This window comes from Marinomonas transparens (assembly GCF_016463975.1).
Lineage (GTDB): Bacteria > Pseudomonadota > Gammaproteobacteria > Pseudomonadales > Marinomonadaceae > Marinomonas > Marinomonas transparens.
Window position 1 is genome coordinate 94,227 of sequence record NZ_JAEMNX010000015.1, and the last position, 18,586, is coordinate 112,812.

17 protein-coding genes are annotated in these 18,586 nt (G+C 45.9%); 7 read left to right on the forward strand and 10 right to left on the reverse strand.

Features of this window, described 5'->3' with window-relative positions:
- Positions 1 to 49 precede the first annotated feature (49 nt).
- A complete protein-coding gene (locus tag I8J31_RS13145) occupies positions 50 to 3,196 on the forward strand; it encodes a type I restriction endonuclease subunit R (RefSeq protein ID WP_199469035.1) in 3,147 nt (1,048 codons plus the stop codon).
- On the forward strand, positions 3,196 to 3,924 hold the full coding sequence (locus I8J31_RS13150) for a M48 family metallopeptidase (RefSeq protein WP_199469036.1): 729 nt from the start codon (positions 3,196 to 3,198) through the stop codon (positions 3,922 to 3,924). Before I8J31_RS13145 ends, I8J31_RS13150 begins: the two co-directional genes overlap by 1 nt.
- A 60-nt stretch (positions 3,925 to 3,984) precedes the next feature.
- Here the strand turns inward: I8J31_RS13150 and I8J31_RS13155 are convergent, their stop codons facing one another.
- Together I8J31_RS13155 and I8J31_RS13160 are read right to left on the reverse strand one after the other, a co-directional pair.
- On the reverse strand, positions 3,985 to 4,137 hold the full coding sequence (locus I8J31_RS13155; RefSeq protein WP_199469037.1) for a hypothetical protein: 153 nt from the start codon (positions 4,135 to 4,137) through the stop codon (positions 3,985 to 3,987).
- A gap of 190 nt (positions 4,138 to 4,327) precedes the next feature.
- Positions 4,328 to 5,227: a LysR substrate-binding domain-containing protein gene (locus I8J31_RS13160; RefSeq protein ID WP_199469038.1), complete on the reverse strand. Its 900-nt coding sequence runs from the start codon at positions 5,225 to 5,227 to the stop codon at positions 4,328 to 4,330.
- Between the two features lie 364 nt (positions 5,228 to 5,591).
- Between I8J31_RS13160 and I8J31_RS13165 the strand changes: the two genes are divergently transcribed.
- The 4 genes from I8J31_RS13165 to I8J31_RS13180 all read left to right on the forward strand — a co-directional run bounded on the left by I8J31_RS13165 (position 5,592) and on the right by I8J31_RS13180 (position 9,224).
- On the forward strand, positions 5,592 to 6,665 hold the full coding sequence (locus tag I8J31_RS13165; protein WP_199469039.1) for a Rieske 2Fe-2S domain-containing protein: 1,074 nt from the start codon (positions 5,592 to 5,594) through the stop codon (positions 6,663 to 6,665).
- Positions 6,666 to 6,813: 148 nt separating this feature from the next.
- Positions 6,814 to 7,227 carry a DoxX family protein gene (locus I8J31_RS13170; protein WP_199469040.1) on the forward strand — a complete coding sequence of 138 codons (414 nt, stop codon included), beginning with the start codon at positions 6,814 to 6,816 and terminating at the stop codon, positions 7,225 to 7,227.
- Positions 7,228 to 7,235: 8 nt separating this feature from the next.
- Positions 7,236 to 8,192 carry a PDR/VanB family oxidoreductase gene (locus tag I8J31_RS13175; RefSeq protein WP_199469041.1) on the forward strand — a complete coding sequence of 319 codons (957 nt, stop codon included), beginning with the start codon at positions 7,236 to 7,238 and terminating at the stop codon, positions 8,190 to 8,192.
- 246 nt (positions 8,193 to 8,438) lie between these two features.
- Complete coding sequence (locus I8J31_RS13180; RefSeq protein WP_199469042.1) at positions 8,439 to 9,224, forward strand: cyclase family protein; 786 nt, start codon at positions 8,439 to 8,441, stop codon at positions 9,222 to 9,224.
- A gap of 115 nt (positions 9,225 to 9,339) precedes the next feature.
- On the opposite strand, the gene I8J31_RS13185 is transcribed toward I8J31_RS13180, so the two are convergent.
- The 4 genes from I8J31_RS13185 to I8J31_RS13200 all read right to left on the reverse strand — a co-directional run bounded on the left by I8J31_RS13185 (position 9,340) and on the right by I8J31_RS13200 (position 13,593).
- On the reverse strand, positions 9,340 to 10,092 hold the full coding sequence (locus I8J31_RS13185) for an SDR family NAD(P)-dependent oxidoreductase (protein ID WP_199469043.1): 753 nt from the start codon (positions 10,090 to 10,092) through the stop codon (positions 9,340 to 9,342).
- Between the two features lie 197 nt (positions 10,093 to 10,289).
- Complete coding sequence (locus I8J31_RS13190) at positions 10,290 to 11,363, reverse strand: fumarylacetoacetate hydrolase family protein (RefSeq protein ID WP_199469044.1); 1,074 nt, start codon at positions 11,361 to 11,363, stop codon at positions 10,290 to 10,292.
- Positions 11,364 to 11,402: 39 nt separating this feature from the next.
- Positions 11,403 to 12,341 (reverse strand): VOC family protein, encoded by a 939-nt coding sequence (locus I8J31_RS13195; RefSeq protein ID WP_199469045.1) that lies wholly within the window; start codon positions 12,339 to 12,341, stop codon positions 11,403 to 11,405.
- Between the two features lie 202 nt (positions 12,342 to 12,543).
- The gene (locus I8J31_RS13200) at positions 12,544 to 13,593 is read right to left on the reverse strand and encodes an amidohydrolase family protein (RefSeq protein WP_199469046.1); all 1,050 of its coding nucleotides are present in this window, start codon (positions 13,591 to 13,593) and stop codon (positions 12,544 to 12,546) included.
- A 221-nt stretch (positions 13,594 to 13,814) separates the two neighbouring features.
- Here I8J31_RS13200 and I8J31_RS13205 point away from each other — a divergent pair, with 221 nt between their 5' ends.
- Positions 13,815 to 14,723, forward strand: a complete 909-nt coding sequence (locus I8J31_RS13205; protein ID WP_199469047.1) for a LysR family transcriptional regulator — start codon at positions 13,815 to 13,817, stop codon at positions 14,721 to 14,723.
- On the opposite strand, the gene I8J31_RS13210 is transcribed toward I8J31_RS13205, so the two are convergent.
- The 4 genes from I8J31_RS13210 to I8J31_RS13225 all read right to left on the reverse strand — a co-directional run bounded on the left by I8J31_RS13210 (position 14,720) and on the right by I8J31_RS13225 (position 18,572).
- The gene (locus I8J31_RS13210; RefSeq protein WP_199469048.1) at positions 14,720 to 15,700 is read right to left on the reverse strand and encodes an NAD-dependent epimerase/dehydratase family protein; all 981 of its coding nucleotides are present in this window, start codon (positions 15,698 to 15,700) and stop codon (positions 14,720 to 14,722) included. The two genes, I8J31_RS13205 and I8J31_RS13210, sit on opposite strands and share 4 nt — an antisense overlap.
- Positions 15,701 to 15,716: 16 nt before the next feature.
- Entirely contained in the window at positions 15,717 to 16,697 is a 981-nt protein-coding gene (locus I8J31_RS13215) for a fumarylacetoacetate hydrolase family protein (protein ID WP_199469049.1), read from the reverse strand.
- Between the two features lie 27 nt (positions 16,698 to 16,724).
- Complete coding sequence (locus I8J31_RS13220; RefSeq protein WP_199469050.1) at positions 16,725 to 17,300, reverse strand: cupin domain-containing protein; 576 nt, start codon at positions 17,298 to 17,300, stop codon at positions 16,725 to 16,727.
- 141 nt (positions 17,301 to 17,441) lie between these two features.
- Complete coding sequence (locus I8J31_RS13225; RefSeq protein ID WP_199469051.1) at positions 17,442 to 18,572, reverse strand: FAD-dependent oxidoreductase; 1,131 nt, start codon at positions 18,570 to 18,572, stop codon at positions 17,442 to 17,444.
- Between the last annotated feature and the right edge of the window lie 14 nt (positions 18,573 to 18,586).

Below are 18,586 nucleotides of genomic sequence, written 5' to 3' on the forward strand. Positions count from 1 at the left end.
TTTTTTAAGTTCAGCTTTGCTTGATCGATAAAAATATAAAGGATGAACCATGAGTAAAGTAGGTCAAAAGGAACGCGCTACCCAAAACCGAGTGGTTCGTTTTTTCACGGAACAGCTGGGCTACAAATATTTCGGCAACTGGGAACACCGCGACAATAACCGCAATATCGATACGGCTACGTTAAAGCAGTGGCTTATGTTACGTGGTGTGTCCGATACGTTAATCACCCGTGTATTACGCAAACTGGAAATAGCGGCGTCACTGGGCGAAGGGAAAAAACTGTTTGATGCCAATAAAGAGGTTTATCGTTTGCTGCGCTATGGAGTAACCGATAAAGAAGGCGCAGGAGAACAAAACCAAACGGTTTGGCTGATTGACTGGCAGCACCCACAGAACAATCATTTTGCTATTGCAGAAGAAGTAACGGTTGTTGGTGCGAACAATAAGCGCCCCGATATTGTGCTGTATGTGAATGGTATTGCGCTGGGGGTGATTGAACTAAAACGCGCATCTGTTTCCGTATCTGACGCGATTAAACAAAATATTGAAAGCCAGAAAAAAGAGTTTATTCCGCACTTCTTTACCACCATGCAGCTGGTTATGGCTGGCAACGACACCCAAGGCATACGTTACGGCACCCTTGGAACCAAGGAAAAATATTTCTTAACGTGGAAAGAACCACAGGGCGCTAACGCCCTTCCATTGCCCCATATTCAAACCGACAGCGTGCTGGATATCCATCTGGCTCAGCTTTGTGATAAGGCACGTTTTTTAGACATTATTCATGATTTTATTGTGTTTGATGCAGGTATTAAAAAGACTTGCCGACATAATCAGTTCTTTGGCGTACAAGCCGCTAAAAAGCACATTGAAAACAGGCAAGACGGTATTATTTGGCACACCCAAGGGTCGGGAAAAAGTTTGACCATGGTATGGCTTGCCAAGTGGATACGTGAACACGTAAAAGATGCTCGTGTGCTTATTGTCACAGACCGCAAGGAGCTCGACCAGCAAATTGAAAAGGTCTTTACAGGGGTAGATGAAAGCATTTTTCGCGCGACATCCGGCGCGGAGTTAATTCGCACTTTACACCACCCTAACCCATGGCTGGTGTGCTCTTTGGTGCAAAAGTTTGGTCGTCATGGTGATGGCTTAACAGAGAAAGAAGACGAAGAAGCCACCAGTGCTTATATTGACGAGCTCAAAAAATCCCTGTCTCGTAACTTTTCCCCCAAGGGGAATCTCTTTGTGTTTGTAGATGAATGTCATAGAACACAATCTGGCAAGCTGCATGCCGCCATGACAGAAATTTTGCCTAAGGCTATGTTTATCGGTTTTACGGGCACTCCCTTGATGAAGGCAGACAAGAAAAAGTCCTTAGAAGTCTTTGGCCCTTACATACACACCTATAAGTTTAATGAAGCCGTAAGCGATGGTGTGGTATTAGATTTACGCTATGAAGCACGGGACATAGATCAGCATTTAACTTCGCAAAAGAAAGTCGATCTATGGTTTGAGGCAAAAACAAGAAACATTTCTCACCTTGCTAAAAGCAGGCTTAAGCAAAAATGGGGCACCATGCAAAAAGTGCTTTCCAGTAAATCCCGTTTGGAGCAAATTGTTAACGATATCCTCATGGATATGGAAACGAAAGCGCCGTTAATCAATGGCCGAGGCAACGCCATGCTAGTGTGCGCTAGTGTTCATCAGGCCTGCGTCATTTACGAGTTATTTAGCGACACAGACTTTGCCGATAAATGCGCCATTGTGACCAGTTATAAACCTCTTATCAGCTCCATTAAAAATGAAGATTCTGGAGAAGGACAAACAGAAAAGCTGTTCAAATATCACACCTACCGAAAAATGCTGGCTGAGTATTTTGAACAAAGTGAAGACGAAGCGGTTAAACGCCTTGACGAATTTGAACGATCCGTGAAAACGCGTTTTCAAGAAGAACCGGGGAAAATGCGTTTGCTGATTGTAGTAGACAAGTTATTAACGGGCTTTGACGCCCCTTCTGCCACCTATCTTTACATTGATAAAAGTATGCATGACCACAGCTTGTTCCAAGCAATTTGCCGAGTCAACCGACTCGATGGGGATGAAAAAGAATACGGTTATATCGTTGATTATAAAGATCTTTTTACATCACTTGATAAGACCATAAAAGACTACACAACGGAAGCTTTTGATGGTTACGACCGTGAGGATGTAGCAGGGCTGTTAAAAGATCGTTTAGTCGAAGCTAAATCGGATATTACCAATGCATTAGAAGCCGTTAGAGCCCTGTGTGAACCCGTTAAGGCACCCCGTGACACCATAAACTTCCAACATTATTTTTGCGGAGAATCGGGAGTTGACTCGCTGGACAGCGATCAGAGAAGCGAAAAAGAAATGCTTAGGTTAGCTCTGTATCACGCTGCCGCTAAGTTACTACGCGCCTACGCCAACATTGCTAACGAGATGGAACAAGCCGGCTATTCTAAAGAACAAGCTGATAACATAAGACAGGAAGTCATCTTCTACGAGCAAGTTAGGAACGAAGTAAAAGTCGCCAGCGGTGATGCACTTGAAATGAAGCTGTATGAACCTGCCATGCGTCGGCTGCTTGATATGTATATTCGTGCCGATGACAGTACACAACTTATTGACTTCGAAGAGTTAGGGCTGATTGACCTTATTGTTAATAACCATGGTGAAGGGCTCAACTCCAACTCGATTCCTAAAAATCTACGCGATAACGAAGACGCCATGGCTGAAGCCATCGAAAACAACGTACGCAAAACCATCATTGATGAAAACCCAGTAAACCCAAGGTACTTTGACCAGATGTCGTCATTACTGGATGAACTGATCGTACAACGTCGAGAAAAGGCCATTAATTACCAAACATACCTAGAAAAAGTGCGCGAACTGACCAAAAAAGTGGTTAACCCAACGACAAATAACCAATCAAACTACCCTAATACTATTAACACAAAGGCCAAGCAAGCACTGTATGACAACCTTGGGCAGGATGAAGTACTCGCCACTAATATAGACACCACTATGTTCAATACAAAGAAAGCAGATTGGCTTGGTGATCACTTTAAAGAAAAAGAAATCAAGAAGGCTATAAGTGAAAAAATAGCCGATTATGCGCTGAATATAGATGATGTCATGGACCTGCTTAGAAAGCAGAAGGAATACCATTAATGGCTTCTTCTCTTTCCAGCCAGACCATTGCGGGTATTGAGGTTCAGATTAATCGTAGGGCCATTAAAAACATTCATTTGAATGTGCTGCCACCAAATGGGCAAGTACGCTTATCCGTTCCTAAACGTACCAGTGAGCAGTCGGTACGGTTGGCTATTATCAATAAACTCGCTTGGATAAAAAAGCAGCAAGCCGATTTTGCTGCCCAGCCGCGCCAATTGAGCCGAGAAATGGTCAGTGGCGAAAGCCATTACCTTTGGGGTAGACACCACCGCCTAGATATTGTTGAACAAACAGGTAAGCACCTTGTAAACGTAAAAGGCGCAAACAAGTTAGAGTTAAGGGTTTCCCCAAATACCACAACAGACAATAGGCTTAAGTTACTCAACCAGTTTTATCGCAAAGCCATCCAAGACGAGTTGGAGAAACGACTGCCCTATTGGCAAGCAAAACTTGGTGTAGAAGCTCACAGCGTTGGTATCAAAAGAATGAAAACAAAATGGGGAAGCTGCAATATTCAGGCTAAACGGCTTTGGCTTAATTTAGAGCTCGCTAAAAAGCCCCATGAGTGCTTGGAATATATTTTGGTACACGAGCTTGTTCACCTTATCGAACGCCACCACAATGACCGTTTTCGCTCCCTCATGGACAAACATATGCAGGATTGGCGAGAGCGCAGAAAACTCTTAAACAGTTTGCCGCTGGCTTATGAAGATTGGCGTTATTAGCCCTATTAGCTGATCACTCACCGCTAAGAATCTCTAACATAAGAGATTTAACCCTAGCCTCTAGCCCTCACTCGGTTCATAGGCGTTAACCAGCCCTACTCTGGCATTAAGTTTTTGCAGTACCACGACCAAGGTGTCGAGTTCTTCTGGTGCTAGGCCGCCTAGTAGTAGGGCTTCCCGTTCTAGGGCGACGCGCCGTATTTTGTCGTGCATTTTTCGTGGTCTTGGGTTAAGCACACCAAGGAGGAACGTCCATTTTTATTCATCTTTAATAAAGGTCACAGAGCTGCTTTGTATGCGCACTTTCTTGCTGTCTTTCTTAAGGCCTTTCTAGGGAATCAAGTGGAAAGGCCTCACCATCAAGCTTGAGAGCGTCATACTCGCACCCTCCCAGCAAACCCCATCAAATGGTCTTGGCGACGTCTACGATGAGTTGTCGTAGCCAAGTCAAGCCGGCATCGTTTTCGCGGTTACGGTTGTACTGCATGGTTTGCGTTAGCATGGGGATGTTCATGGGTGGCTCTAAAATTTTTATAGGCAGAGATTTGCGCACTATGCTGGCTAGCCGACTATGGACGGTGGCGATACGCTGGGTACCAATAATCAGTGCCGGCGGCGCAAGCAGGTTGGTGGTGGTAATTTCGACCCTGCGACTGATGCCATAGTTGCTCATAAACCACCCATCAAAGGCGGGGGAATGGTTTTTACCATAGCTTACGGCAACATGACCTGCTGTTTGATAATCCTCAAAGGTGATTTTGTCACCAATCGAGGTATTGCCTTCCCAGCAAATGCATTTATAGCCTTCTTGATAGAGTTCATCGTAGGGGTGGTCTTCTAAGACAAATTGACGAGGGAGAAACATCAGGTCAACACTGCCCTTGTCGATTAATTCAATATCACTGGTGGATGATAGCTCTAAGCGTATATTGGGCGCTTCTTGAGCCAAGCGGCTAATAACGCTAGTCATTAGCACCATGGTGGTGAGTTCCGAGGCGACAATTTTATAACAACGATCATCGGTTGTTGGGTCAAATTTCGGCTGGTTAATGATGGTGTTTTCCATCTCGACAAGGATCCGACGTACCGGCTTTGCTAGTGTCTCCGCTAAGGAAGTAGGAATCAGTTCTCTGCCGACTTGTACAAATAACTCGTCATCAAAGTATTCACGTAACCGAGAGACGGCCGAGCTCATGCCGGACTGACTCAGGTGTATACGCTCGCCTGCTCGCGTTATGTTGCGCTCAGCAATCAGCGCGTCTAATGCGACCAACAGATTTAAATCTAGGCCTTTAAATCGCATAAGGGTTTCACCATCATTTTTATCGTTATATAGGAGTCTTACTAATCTATTTTAAAGATGCCTTTTCGTCAATAAATAGGATTTTTTAAAGGCGACCTTAACTAAATCAACAAGCACGGTACTTAGGCTCTCCCTTTACTATTGAAATTAGCGATACCAGCTAGCGCTGTTAAGGATTGGTGCATCGAGGTTTGCATTGCTATATTGCTGAAAAATCACATGTGGCATTAGAAATAGTAAGGTTATCGTTTTACCGCTACGCCTAGGGAAGCGATGTTTCGTATGTGAGGTTTTCTTGATCAGGCCATTCCGGGCAGGAAGTGGTCGCCTATATTATAAAAATAAAGATAGGAAAATTATCATTATGTATCCATTCAAATACAAAAGCTCTATCGTCAAAAACCGTTGGTACATGGCGGCTTTCTCTACCGAGATTACCCGTGAGCCAATGGAACGTACGATGCTTAACAAGCCAGTTGTTATGTACCGTAAAGAAGATGGCACACCTGTGGCCATGTATGGCCTTTGTCCGCATCGCTATTTGCCTTTGGTGGAAGGACGAGTAGAGGGTGATGCCATTGTCTGTGGTTATCACGGTTTTAAGTTTGCCGATAACGGCGACTGTATTGATATTCCTTCACAAGACAAGGTGACTGGCAAGATGTGTCAGCCAGTCTATAAGCTGGTTGAACGTGGCCCACTCTGCTGGATTTGGATGGGCGATGAAGACAAGTGCGATACGGATTTAATCCCGCCTTATGAAGATTTTGGTTTGGATCAACCAGACTGGGATTTCCACTCAGAAAACTATTTCCACCTTGATGGCCGTTCTCAATTATTGGTCGACAATTTAATGGATTTGACTCATTTACCCTACGTTCATCATCATGTTGATGGCAAAGATGCGATGGCAAAAATTCCATTGGTCACCGAAGAGCATGAAAAAAGTTACCGTGTTTTAAGACATGGTAAAGCGCCTTGGAATGATTATTTCAAACTGGTATTTGGCCCTGAAGCGCAATTCGATGGTCTTTGTGACTTCTCAATTCGAAGTGATTTCTACGGTCCTGAATTCATTTCAACCAGCCTACCTATTATTACTAAGGTGCCCGGCAAAGCAGAAGTGCCAAAAGAATTAGGCGCGTTAATGATTCTGCATGGCATCACCCCAGAAACCGACCACACGACGCATTATTTTGGTTTTTCTACCCGTAACTTCAGACTCGGTGATGAATCGTTAGATAACTTCCAACTGGCTGCTGATAAAAAAATTCGCGGACAAGACGTTGTTGCCATCAATGCGGTTGAGAAACGCTTAGATTTTGCCGTCACACAACAACGAGAGTTGTTAGTCATCGCAGACAAACCGGCCGTGCAAGTACGCCGGAAAATTGAAGCGATGCTAGCGGAAGAGAAGATTCCATTAGAAGAAGCATAACCGTTAAGCCGCCGTGACAGAGAGCCTTAATCAGCGTCTCTGTCACGCTTTCAAGTTTAAAACAAGGTGCGAATAAGTCTGCTAAGGCTTAGTCAAAAAAACTTATTCACATCTTCCCTACTCAAAAAAATAAAAAAGGAAATCGTCTATGATGTTATCTAAATATGAAATATACAGCCGTGCCGCTCTACGAGTCATTAGCGCATTTTTGTTTATGCAACATGGTGCACAAAAACTTTTCCATTACCCACCCGGTGGCCATAACCAAGGTCCATTAGAGTTATTTAGCTTAGTGGGTGTGGCTGGCGTTTTAGAATTTTTTGGTGGTTTGTGCCTGCTAGTAGGCTTTTGCACTCGCAGTGTGGCGTTTGTTCTATCCGGTCAAATGGCGGTGGCGTATTTTATGTTTTATCCCGCCAAAGCCTTTTTCCCCGTGGTGAATGGCGGGGAGCTCACTATTATGTTCTGTTTTGTCTTTTTTTACTTCATCTTCGCAGGCTCAGGTGCTTGGTCAATTGATGAAGTGATTAAGAACCGTCTAAATCGCTCTAAAAGCGATTGAGGTAAATTATGTTTGATGTTGTTGTTCGTCATAAAACCCTAGAAACACCTAGCATCGCCAGTTTTGAACTGGCGCATGCAAATAATGAAAAAATGCCCGCTTTTACCACTGGCAGCCATATTGATGTGCATATTGCTGATGGTTTGATCCGCCAATATTCCTTGATTAACCATGATCAGTCTGATGAATTTTATAAGATTGCTGTGTTGAATGACGCGCAATCAAGGGGCGGCTCTGTCGCTTTGCATAACCATGTTCAGATTGGCGATACCCTCACCATTTCTGAGCCGCGTAATCTTTTTCCGCTTGATATCAACAGCGACAAGGTCATGCTCTTTGCGGGTGGTATCGGTATTACGCCCATTATGTCGATGGCGATAGAACTGGATAGTCTTGGCATTGATTTTGAACTGCATTACCACGCCAAATCAAAAACTGAAGCAGCGTTTTATGAACAGCTTAAAAACGCTTCATTTGCTGCTAAGGTTTTCTTTCATTTTTCGGGTGAACGTGAAAAAAACGACGCTGCCATCAATAGTGCCTTAAGTGCTTTTGCCGACAATGCCCATTTGTACACCTGTGGCCCGGTGGCTTATATGGATTATGTGTTTGACAGCGCTAGAGCAAATTCATGGCCAGAAGCCAACCTTCATAAAGAGATTTTTAAAGCCGAGCCAAAGGTATCTGAGTCCGGTGATGGGGCCTTTAAACTTATTCTTAGTCGTTCTGGCTTGGAATTAGAGGTCGCGGCGGATCAGACGGCACTGGAAGCCATTGACGCGGCTGGCGTTACCGTGGATGTGTCTTGTGAAATGGGTATTTGTGGTGCTTGTTTAACTAAGGTGACGGATGGCATTCCCGACCACAGGGACGATTTTTTATCGGATGCTGAAAAGGCACAAAACGATCAATTCACCCCTTGTTGTTCAAGAGCGCTGAGCGATACCTTAACCTTGGATTTATAGGACAAGCGATAACGGCTGAGCCATGCCTTAACAGGCCGCTCTTCCCAATCTTGTGCTGCGCGGTAAAGTTAGCCTCTGTAATAAAAGTCAAGTTGATATGATCAACAGGTTGGTTGATTATTATCAACTTAATGAAATGATGCTTTTTCTTTATTATTGTCGGCATGTTATAAGCCAATAGCACAATGAGACCGTTGCACCACATGCTTGCAAGGGTCTCTCAATAATAAAAAGAGGGATAATGTAATGAAACCATCCACCACTCGACGTATTGTCGATCTGTCTGTCACCTTAGACAACAACCCTTATACTGACCCACCACCATTGCTTCCTAAAATAGATTACACCGACCACCAAGAAGGTTGGCCAGAAATGGCAGGCATGTTTCCCGGCCTGAAAAAAGAAGACATGCCGGGTGACGAGGCATGGGCGGTGGAAAAAATGGTGATGAGCGCCCACAACGGCACTCACATGGATTCCCCTTGGCACTATGCTTCTACCACAGATGGCGGTAAGCCTGCTTATGGTATCGATGAGCTGCCATTAGACTGGTGCTTGCAACCGGGTGTGAAATTGGATTTCCGCGACTTCCCAGACGGCCATATCATTACCGCCGCCGAAGTCGAAGCGGAGCTAAAACGCATTAATCACGAGCTACAACCTTTAGACATTGTGTTGGTCAACACCCGTGCCGGTGCCATTTACGGCGAACCGGGGTATTTAGCCGCTGGGGTTGGTATGGGCCGTGAAGCCACCATGTATTTACTCGAACGTGGCGTTCGTGTGGTTGGCACCGACGCATGGAGTTGGGACGCGCCTTTTATGTACACCAGAGAAAGATTTATCGAATCCGGTGACGCTTCCATCATCTGGGAAGGCCATAAGGCGGGGCGTGATATCGGTTATGGGCAAATGGAAAAGTTGTCTAACCTAGAAAGCTTGCCTGCGGATGGCTTCATGGTGTCTTGTTTTCCTTATAAGATCAAAAATGGCTCGGCGGGCTTTATTCGCGCTGTAGCGATTTTTGACTAGTCATTTTTGAGCCATCGTTTTTAAGTGGCAACAAGATAACTGCCTAGTATGAAAAAAGGTTCTCCCGGAAGGCAGAACCTTTTTTCATGTTTTTTATAGGCAAGGCGCTTTGGTATTAGCTGCCATCGCTGATGGTGGTACCACCATCCACGACAATATTTTGCCCAGAAATAAAGCCACCCGCCTTGCTGGCGAGCATCACGGCAACGCCGGCGATCTCTTCTGGTTCGCCTACTCGACGCAGCGGTGTTAGGGATAATCTACGTTCCATAAAGGGGGCGTTTTCAAGTAATTCTGTGGCTAAAGGTGTGCGAATCAAGCCGGGGGAAATACAGTTTACTCGAATCCCTTTCGGCCCCCACTCCACCGCCAAGTTACGCGCTAATTGAGCCAATCCGGCTTTAGATAAACCGTAAAGCCCGATGGCTTTGTTGCCCCTTACCCCCGCGATACTCGACATTAAAATCACCGAGCCCTGCCCGCGTTCCGCCATGTCAGGAAGCAAGGCGGAGCAAAGCCGTAGCGCGCTTTTTAAGTTGATCGACATCACAGCATCCCAATCATCGTCCGTGGCACCGCCTATCGGGCCAGCAGGACCTTGTATTCCTGCATTTGACACCAAAACATCAATGCGGCCATGAAGGGCTTTCGCCCGCTCTACAAGCTGGTCTATGTCTTCATTGCGGCTCAGATCACAGGGAATAAAATCCACACCGCTTTGGGGCTTATTGTGGTTATTAAGATCAGAAGCTATGACCTTAGCGCCATGGGCCTGCATGGCAGAGACTATCGCAGAACCTAATCCGCCAGATGATCCAGTCACAAGAATCACTTTATTCTGCAAAGAAAACAGTGTGTTAACCTCCATTTTTGGTTCTCTCTTATCAAGTGGAACAGCAATATTAACAGAGACCTTTGCTCGCTGGCTGCGCGCAAAGGTCTCTAGCAGAAAAAAGCCCCCCATTATTTTTCAATGATGGGGGGCTTTAAGCCATCTATGATGGCGGCTTACTAAAATGGTAACTGACTAAGGTGACAACTTACTCAAATAGTAAGATGAGTCGCCTACCATTCTGTTTTGAAAGCACCGTAAGTCACAGACTTACCTTCGGTCTCTTCTATCACGATCTTGTTACGTTGGCGGCCAAGGTAGGTGATTTCAGAATCCATGACATCCCCTTCTTTCAGCCATGCTCCGCCAAAGTTTGCTCCATTTCCTGGAGGAGAACCCATGATGAAAAGGTCGCCGGGCATTAATTTAAGTCTCTCAGAGGCATGGGAAAGCACTTGTGATGGGCCGAAGATCATGTCTTCTGCTGGCCAGTCTTGGCGCTTTTCTCCGTTCACATTGAGCCTGATTTGCATTTTCTTGCGATCAACAAACTCTTTAGGCACAGCAAAAGGCCCAAAAGGTTTGAAGTTAGGTTGGAACTTACTGCACCAGTCAAAGTTGAATTTGATGTCAGCACGTTTAAATTCATCCACCGTACCGATATCGTTCACGATAACGTAGGCGGCGATCATATCTTCAGCATTTTCAGGTTTAACATAACGCTCGCCTTTGCCAAGGATAAAACCAAGCTCTAGTTCCCAATCCGGCTGTTCGCCAATTAACGGCAATGGCACATCATCATTTGCACCACATAAAGAGGAATGCAAGCCAGTAAAGAAGAAAGGCGTGCCTTCACGGCCACGACGGTCTACTTCTTCGTAGTTACGATTGAAGAAGGCTTCATCATCTTCACCCGGTAAACGCTTGTCTTGGTTGAATTTGTTAAAGGTCATCATCTCAGCAACGTGCTGACGATAGTTAGACGCGGCACAAATAAAGTTTGGATGCGCTAAAACAGGCAAAATGTTCAAGTCAGTTAACGATTTGGCAGGACGGTCTGGTTTTGCTGCGACTTCTTTTAACCACACCAAAGCATTATCCCAGTCGTTAAAGATAGCGTGGGTATCGGCATAACGATCAGACAGGTTTAAAACGTCGCCATTTGGTAAAACCAAGCCTGGGAAAGCCGCTTCCTCTTTGAATTGATAAGTACCAACACCAAATGTGCCTTCAACTAACCCAGTAGCAGGGTTAATATTTTCAGGTTCAACGGCAGGTTTTACCTTATGCATCATAAATTCAGTCATAATTTCTATTCCTATATTAAATTTATTATTGAACGGACATTACTCAAAATAGCGATCTGGTGGATCTGAACGCCATGCATCCATATCTACTTCTGCTATGTTGTGTACTTGTGTACCGTCACTGGCTTTCATACGATCAGTGTCTGAGAAAGTTTCAAAACGGTTGCGATCTGGGTCGCGCCATACATCAAAGATATGACTGCCATGAGGATGGCGTCCCACACCCCATACCAATTCATAGTCTTTAGATTCTAAATAACGATGGGTCATAAACTGCGCTTCAAAGTCTTGTGCTTCAAAACTAATGTGGTGACAAGCGGTTTCCCCTGTTTGACTTTGCATCAGAGCAATAACATGGTGATCCACCAGCTCTTCACCACGATCAAGGCGACAGAAGCCCACTATTTGGACATGGGGCATACCTGGAACATGATAAATATCACTTGGTATTAGCCCTAAGACCTCTTTATAAAAAGGGAGTGTTTCGGCAAAACTTGGGATAAACAAACCCACATGCCCTAAACGAAAGAGTTTTGCTGGCCCCATAGGGCGCTTAGGATAAAAACGACCTTCACGGGTATATTGACCTGGGGCGTTCATTTCTAAGTGCTTGTAAGCTTCTTCTGGATTAACCCGTTCAATGCCATAAACGAGATCAATTTCAAAACCATTAGGATCCAGTAAGGTAACGGCAATCCCCCCGCCCGGAGTGGTGAGCTCGCGAATTGGGCTCGCACCGTGTTCACTAATCGCGCTTTCTAAATCACTTTTGCTTTCTACTTCAAAAGCAAGGCCTAAGAATTTGTTTTCAGCGCCTTTTTCAGCGCTATAAGCAAAGGCATCGCCACCACCAGTACGCATCACCAAGCGTTGCTCAGTACGCTCTACTGTCAGCAAACCAAAGTCTTGGGCAAACGCTTCTGTTTTGTTCAGGTCTGGCACCTGAAACCTCACATGATGAGGACTTTTAATACGCATATTGTTCTCCTGTTTATATTTATTTTTTACTGAGCAAGTCATCGGTACGCACAAATAGGTTTGCCCTCCTAAACAGCTATTCACGCCAACCTTGTGAAGAATATAATGCCCAAACCTATCAGCGTCCAATATAATTATAATAGTTTTACTATTGGTGATACTTATAGGTTAAAGCAAAACCGTACCGACTCTTGACGCTCGATTAGGGTTTAACACTTAATCCAAGTAGATCTGCGGCGTTTAATCCGAGTATCTTAGCCTTGTCTTCGTCATCTAGTTGATCATGGAATCCTAGCGGATCAGGTTCGGCCATATCAAAAGGATAATCCGTCCCTAGACACAAACGATCCGCGCCGTGGGTACGGACGAGAGAAGCCAGTTGTTCCTTGTCGAAAACTAAGGTGTCGAACCACAATTTACGCAGGTAACTGGATGGCAGTTCTTTGCAATGTTCACTGCAATCAGCGCGGGCACGCCAACCATGATCCATACGTCCCCAATAACCGGGAATGTAGCCGCCACCATGGGCCACACAGATTTTGAGTCCGGGGTAACGATCTAAGACCCCACCAAAAATTAAGTGACCCACAGCCAGTGTCGATTCCAATGGGTTACCAATCAGGTTATTGAAATAATATTCTTTCATGCGAGTGGCATGGGTAAAGCCGAGTGGATGGATAAAAAGCAAGATGCCAAGTGCTTCGGCCGCGGCAAAAAATCGCCCTAATTCTTCATCATGCAAGTCTTTACCATTCACATTGGTGTTTATTTCAATACCACGTAAATTAAGCTCTTTGGCACAGCGCGTCATTTCGATGATCGCCCTATCAATGTCTTGCATCGGCAAGGTTCCCATACCGACAAACCGTTCTGGGTTCGTCGCAATGGCTTCTGCAATACCATTATTAATCGCTTGCGCCGCCTTTAAGCCCGTTTCTGCGTCGGTATAGTAAAAATATTGACCCGGGTTGGGAGAGATAACTTGGACATCAATTCCCTGTTTGTCCATATCCGCAAGACGCAAATCAATATTGTTTAAAGTTGCCCCTATGGTACAAAACTGCGCTTTATTGACTTCGTTGGTTTTTTCGCTAGAAAACTCATGGAGACCGGGTGGTGGACCAGGATATTTTGCCTGTACAATTTTATCGGCGGCTGGCACATTTAAATGGCAGTGGATGTCCACTACCAAATGCTTGCCTTTTTGATTCACCAAAATGACATTATTATTCGAACAGCAATCAGTACTCATAAACTCAACCTAATTATTTTTATAAAACAGATAGCGCACCCATTAAGACACGCCATTCACTGTTGTATTTCAAATGAAAATAAAAACCTGTAATGCTCTCATTTAGACGGGTACAAAGGCCCACCAGTGGTGAGAATAGGCCTACTCTTTCATTTAATAGCTATAAGCGTCCAATCAGAATTATGCTTGCAAGCAATAAGTATGGCTGATAGATTTAACCGATGAGATTCGACGGATTAGATTTAAACTTACTGGTGGCCCTTGAGGCGTTAATTGAAGAGCGACACGTCTCGGCGGCCGCTAGACGCATACATTTAAGTCAACCGGCCGTTACAGGCGCCCTGAAGCGTTTGCGAGAATATTTCAATGATGAACTTCTTGTGCAACGTGGTCGCCGTATGTTTCTAACGCCAAAGGCAGAGTCCTTAGCCGAACCGGTACACAGAGCATTGCTACAAATCAGAGGGGAAATTACCCGAGCAGGGAGTTTTGACCCGGCGACAACAGCACGCCACTTTGTGGTATCCGCTTCAGATTACGCTTACACCACCTTGTTAGCCAAGGTCATTGCTAAAGCGGCTACCTTAGCCCCTGCCGTTACCTTCGAAATTATTCCTCTTAATGAGCAAACCAATGAATGCTTCGATAGAGCAGAAATCGACCTGCTGATCATTGTCAAAAAACTCTCATTGCCAAATCATAACTTTATCGAGCTTTGGCAGGATGAAGAAGTCGTTATCAGTTGGACAGGAGCCGGCTTCGATAAGATTGATAAAGAAACCTTTTTTGCCTCCGGCCATGCCGTTGCGACCTTTGGGCTTGAACGCAGACCCTCGATTGCAGACAGTCATATCATCAGTAATGGATGGAAGCGGCATGTGGAGGTCCAACTCCCAGAATTCGGTGCGCTCTGCCAAGCCGTAGTGGGCACCAAACGACTTGCCACTATGCATCGTCGCTACGCCCAGCACTTCGCTAAGCTTTACCCCATTAAGCTTCATAAAACTTGGGAACCCTTTCCGCATATTATCGAAGGCATGCAATGGCATAACGTGAGGGATGCGGATCCGGGGTTGCAGTGGTTAACAGGCCTGTTAACCGAGGCGGCTAAAGAGCTCAAACACTCTTAACATAACGCTCGCTTTACTAGGTTCTTCAATTCCCCATCGTGTTTAAAACCAGCAGCATCCGCCGCTGGCGTTTCTAATGCTGGAAAACGACCGAACAATTCTTCAATCATCGGATTCACTTCATAACGAATCCGTTCATCCGTAGGTTGTTGATAAACCGAGCCAATCGCCTCCACTAATTCCGCCATGCTGAAGCAAAGTGTCGGCAAGGTCAGTGTTCGCTGGTCTTGTATCTTGCTTTCTTCCACCACGGCACCATGAATGAGGTTATCGATGATATTCGCCAAGGAAGACGCCCAAGTTTTCGCTTGCGGCGACATGGGGCACACAAAATCATGGCCTTGGGATAGTTCGCGAATGATGTCACTCAAGAAGGCCGATAACTGACCGGTTTCTGCCGGAGGACGTGCCAGTACCCCTGCTAGACGTAAGGAACGACCATCGACCCAACCGCGACGGCTAAAATCGTTGATCATTACTTCACCGACTATTTTATGGGCACCATAGCTGAGCTGAGGTTTTAGCGGTGTATCGTCGCTGACCAAATCCGGCATCTTGCCAAATACGGCAATACTGCTGGCAAAAACGAAAACAGGCTTACCTTGCCCATTTTTTGTTTGTGCTTTAGCGATGTCCAACAAGGTCATGGTGGCGTCAATATTGACGTGACGGGCCAAGCTCTCGTTTTGTTCAGCCATACCACCGGGAATGCTGGCTAAGTGAAAAACCACGTCTATGGTGGAGCCGCTCAGGGTGTCCCATAACCAAGCGCTATCGGCCAGGTCACCCGGGTATTTTTCCACTGTGATAGCACCGGTTTCAGCTACAGGCGCTTCTTTAGAAAGTGCCTCGTCAAACTGTCGATCAAGTAAGGTCAAACGGGTGATGGTTTGCTGCCCTATTTGGCCGTTCTCAAGTAATCGTTTTATTAACCCTTGGCCGACAAATCCATTCGCACCCGTAATCACTACATGCATCGCATAACCCTTCTGACTAGTTAGAAACCACTTTTTGTTCAATCACGCCGAATGGGCCATCGGTTCCATCGTCAAATTTAGCCTGCATACGTACTGTGTCGCCGAATTTCATAAACGCAGTTTTGATTTCTCCAAGGTCGATTTTTTCGATCACTCGACGCTCAGAAATACAGGCCGATCCTGCTGCGCGAGCACTATTTGATACGGTGCCAGAACCTAAGATACAGCCAGCCGTCAGTTTACGGCTACGAGCAGCGTGCGCCATAAGTTGCGGGAAGGAGAAGTTCATTTCGCTACCATGGGGTTCGCCAAAGCGTTCGCCATTCCAAGTTACATGTAATGGCATGTTGACTCGGCCATTGGCCCATGCATCGCCTAGTTCATCAGGTGTGACCGCCACAGCCGCAAAACTAGAAGAAGGTTTGGCTTGTAAGAAGCCAAAACCAGAGTTCATTTCACGTGGCCCAAGGGCACGTAAGCTCCAGTCGTTAATTTGCACTATCAAGCGTATCGATTTGGCGGCCTCTTCCGGTGTTGCGGACATAGGCACTTCGGCCATGACAACACCAAATTCCCCTTCAAAGTCGATGCCATCGGCTTCGCTCGGCATAGGAATGTCTACCGTTGGGCCTTGGAAATCATCACTGGCACCTTGGTACATCACAGGAATGGTGTCGAAGTCAGCAATAGGAGCGGTATTAAAAGCTTCTTCCATCAGTTTGCCATGATTCAGAAAGGCTGAAGCATCTAGCCACTGCGGACTTCTTGGCAAGGGGGCAAGACAAGCGGATGGATCAAAATCAAAGGCCGCGTCTAGTGTCTCTGTGTTCAGTTTATTATAGAGGGCTTGTAAATCGGCTTCTTTCGCTTGCCAATTTTGTACGACGGACAATAAGTTTGGTGCAATCGCAGTGGCATCTACCGCCTTGGTTAAATCTTTTGATACGAGAATTAAACGGCCGTCTAACGTGCCATTAGGCAAAGTAGCAAATTTCATATTTTCTCCTTGTTAAGCTGTATTTTTTCAAGCTAGGGCTTGAGCCAACTCATCATCATATTCGCCACCCACTAGGATGAACAAAATACGGCACATTTTTCCTGATCGATTGGCCCACGCATGATTGGTACCACGCTGCACTACGACACTACCGGGCGTTAAAATGGCTTCGTCTTGGTCGACAATGAGGGTTAGCTCTCCTTCGATGACAATGCCGTAATCGATGGATTCGGTACGGTGCATAAGCGGATGCGGTGAGTCTTCTTTCACCGTTGACGCGCCTTCGTCGCCGACTTTAGAGAACATGTCTTTCATCTTGCCATGCCCTTGATTCAAGAACTCTTCACTGTCTGGCGGTATGTCTACATAGCGAATACGAGTACCGGTTGAAGCAGGAGGTAACACCACAGGCCCCAGTGTTGGATCCGTTTGAGTATGGGAGATAGGCGCTGGTGTATGGCTGGTGCTCCACACTTCATGGAACTTGGTTCCGGGAACGGCTTCTAGATCCATGACGGTTTTGAGTGGACCATTTTCGACAATAATGGATTTGCCATTTTCATCATGCCCAGTAACAACTCGATAAATATCGGGAAAGCTCATGGCGGCTCCTTTAATGCTGGAGGTAGTTAAAACACTTATAGAAATCTTTACCCGACATGGCGTAAAGGTTTCTGATAATTAAAAAAAGGCAGTGATCGGTTGCAGACACCATCACACTGCCTAAGGGAGTTAAATGTAAACCTAAATCGGTTGACTCAATGTCATCATGGACTGGCCCATAATTTTTGAGTGCTCGTTTTTATCACCCCCATTGATTTCGATATGACACAAGCGAGCCGAATTTTCGACTACCATGCGGCAACGCTCCCAACGGCGTTCATGGAATTTATCCAAAGCCACATTAAGATCATCATTGCCGGCCAGTTCATCTGCCAATACGATGCCGCTCTCAATACCGATACCCGCACCCGATGCGAGATGTGGTGTAGTCGCGGCAACTGTATCGCCAATCATGATCAAACGACCACGGTTCCAAGGCGCTTTCACTAACAGGTTAGCCAGCGGGCGATAATCTATATTTGCTCCCTCAGCCAAAGCATGAGGAATCAGTGCTTTCACCGTTGGGTTTGGAAATTCTTCCATTAAGCCTGCAAAGACCTGTGGCCAAGTAGTCTTATCTATGTGTTCCTTGGTCGGACGGTCTTCGGTAATAAACATATACATATGCGTATCAGACACTGGGTTCACGCCCAACTTAAGGTGCTTACCCAACCACATATGAACACGATCAATCTCGGCTGGACGTGGCATAATGGCACGCCATACACCCTGTCCTATGTATTCTGGATCAGGCACTTCAGGGAAGAATTCTTTGCGTATTGTTGAGTGCACACCATCTGCCCCCACGACGAGGTCATAGCTTTGCGTCGTGCCGTCAGTAAAGGTCACACTCGCACCCGTTTCCGATTGCTGAATATCGGTATAGGTACAACCCAAACGAACATTCACGCCAGCTTCAAGGGTGGCACTAGACATAATACGCGCCAGTGTCGGCCGAAAAATACCACCGCTGCCCGCTACGCTTGAGCCCATCGGGCTTGGTGTAGGGATTTCCATCAACAAAGGACCATGCGCTAGATGCACAGCAAGGCCATCTGTAACACACCCTTGCTTAGTGACTTCTTCATACAAACCTAGATCATCCAAGGCACGCAATGTTGCGCCACCAATGGTGATGCCCGCCCCCAATTCACACCATTCCGGGTCAATCTCAACAAGATCAACCTCAATACCGTGAGAACGCATCTTGATCGCAGCGGACATACCAGAGAAACCACCACCAATGACTAATACTTTGTTTACTGCAGCCATCTGCTACTCCTTAT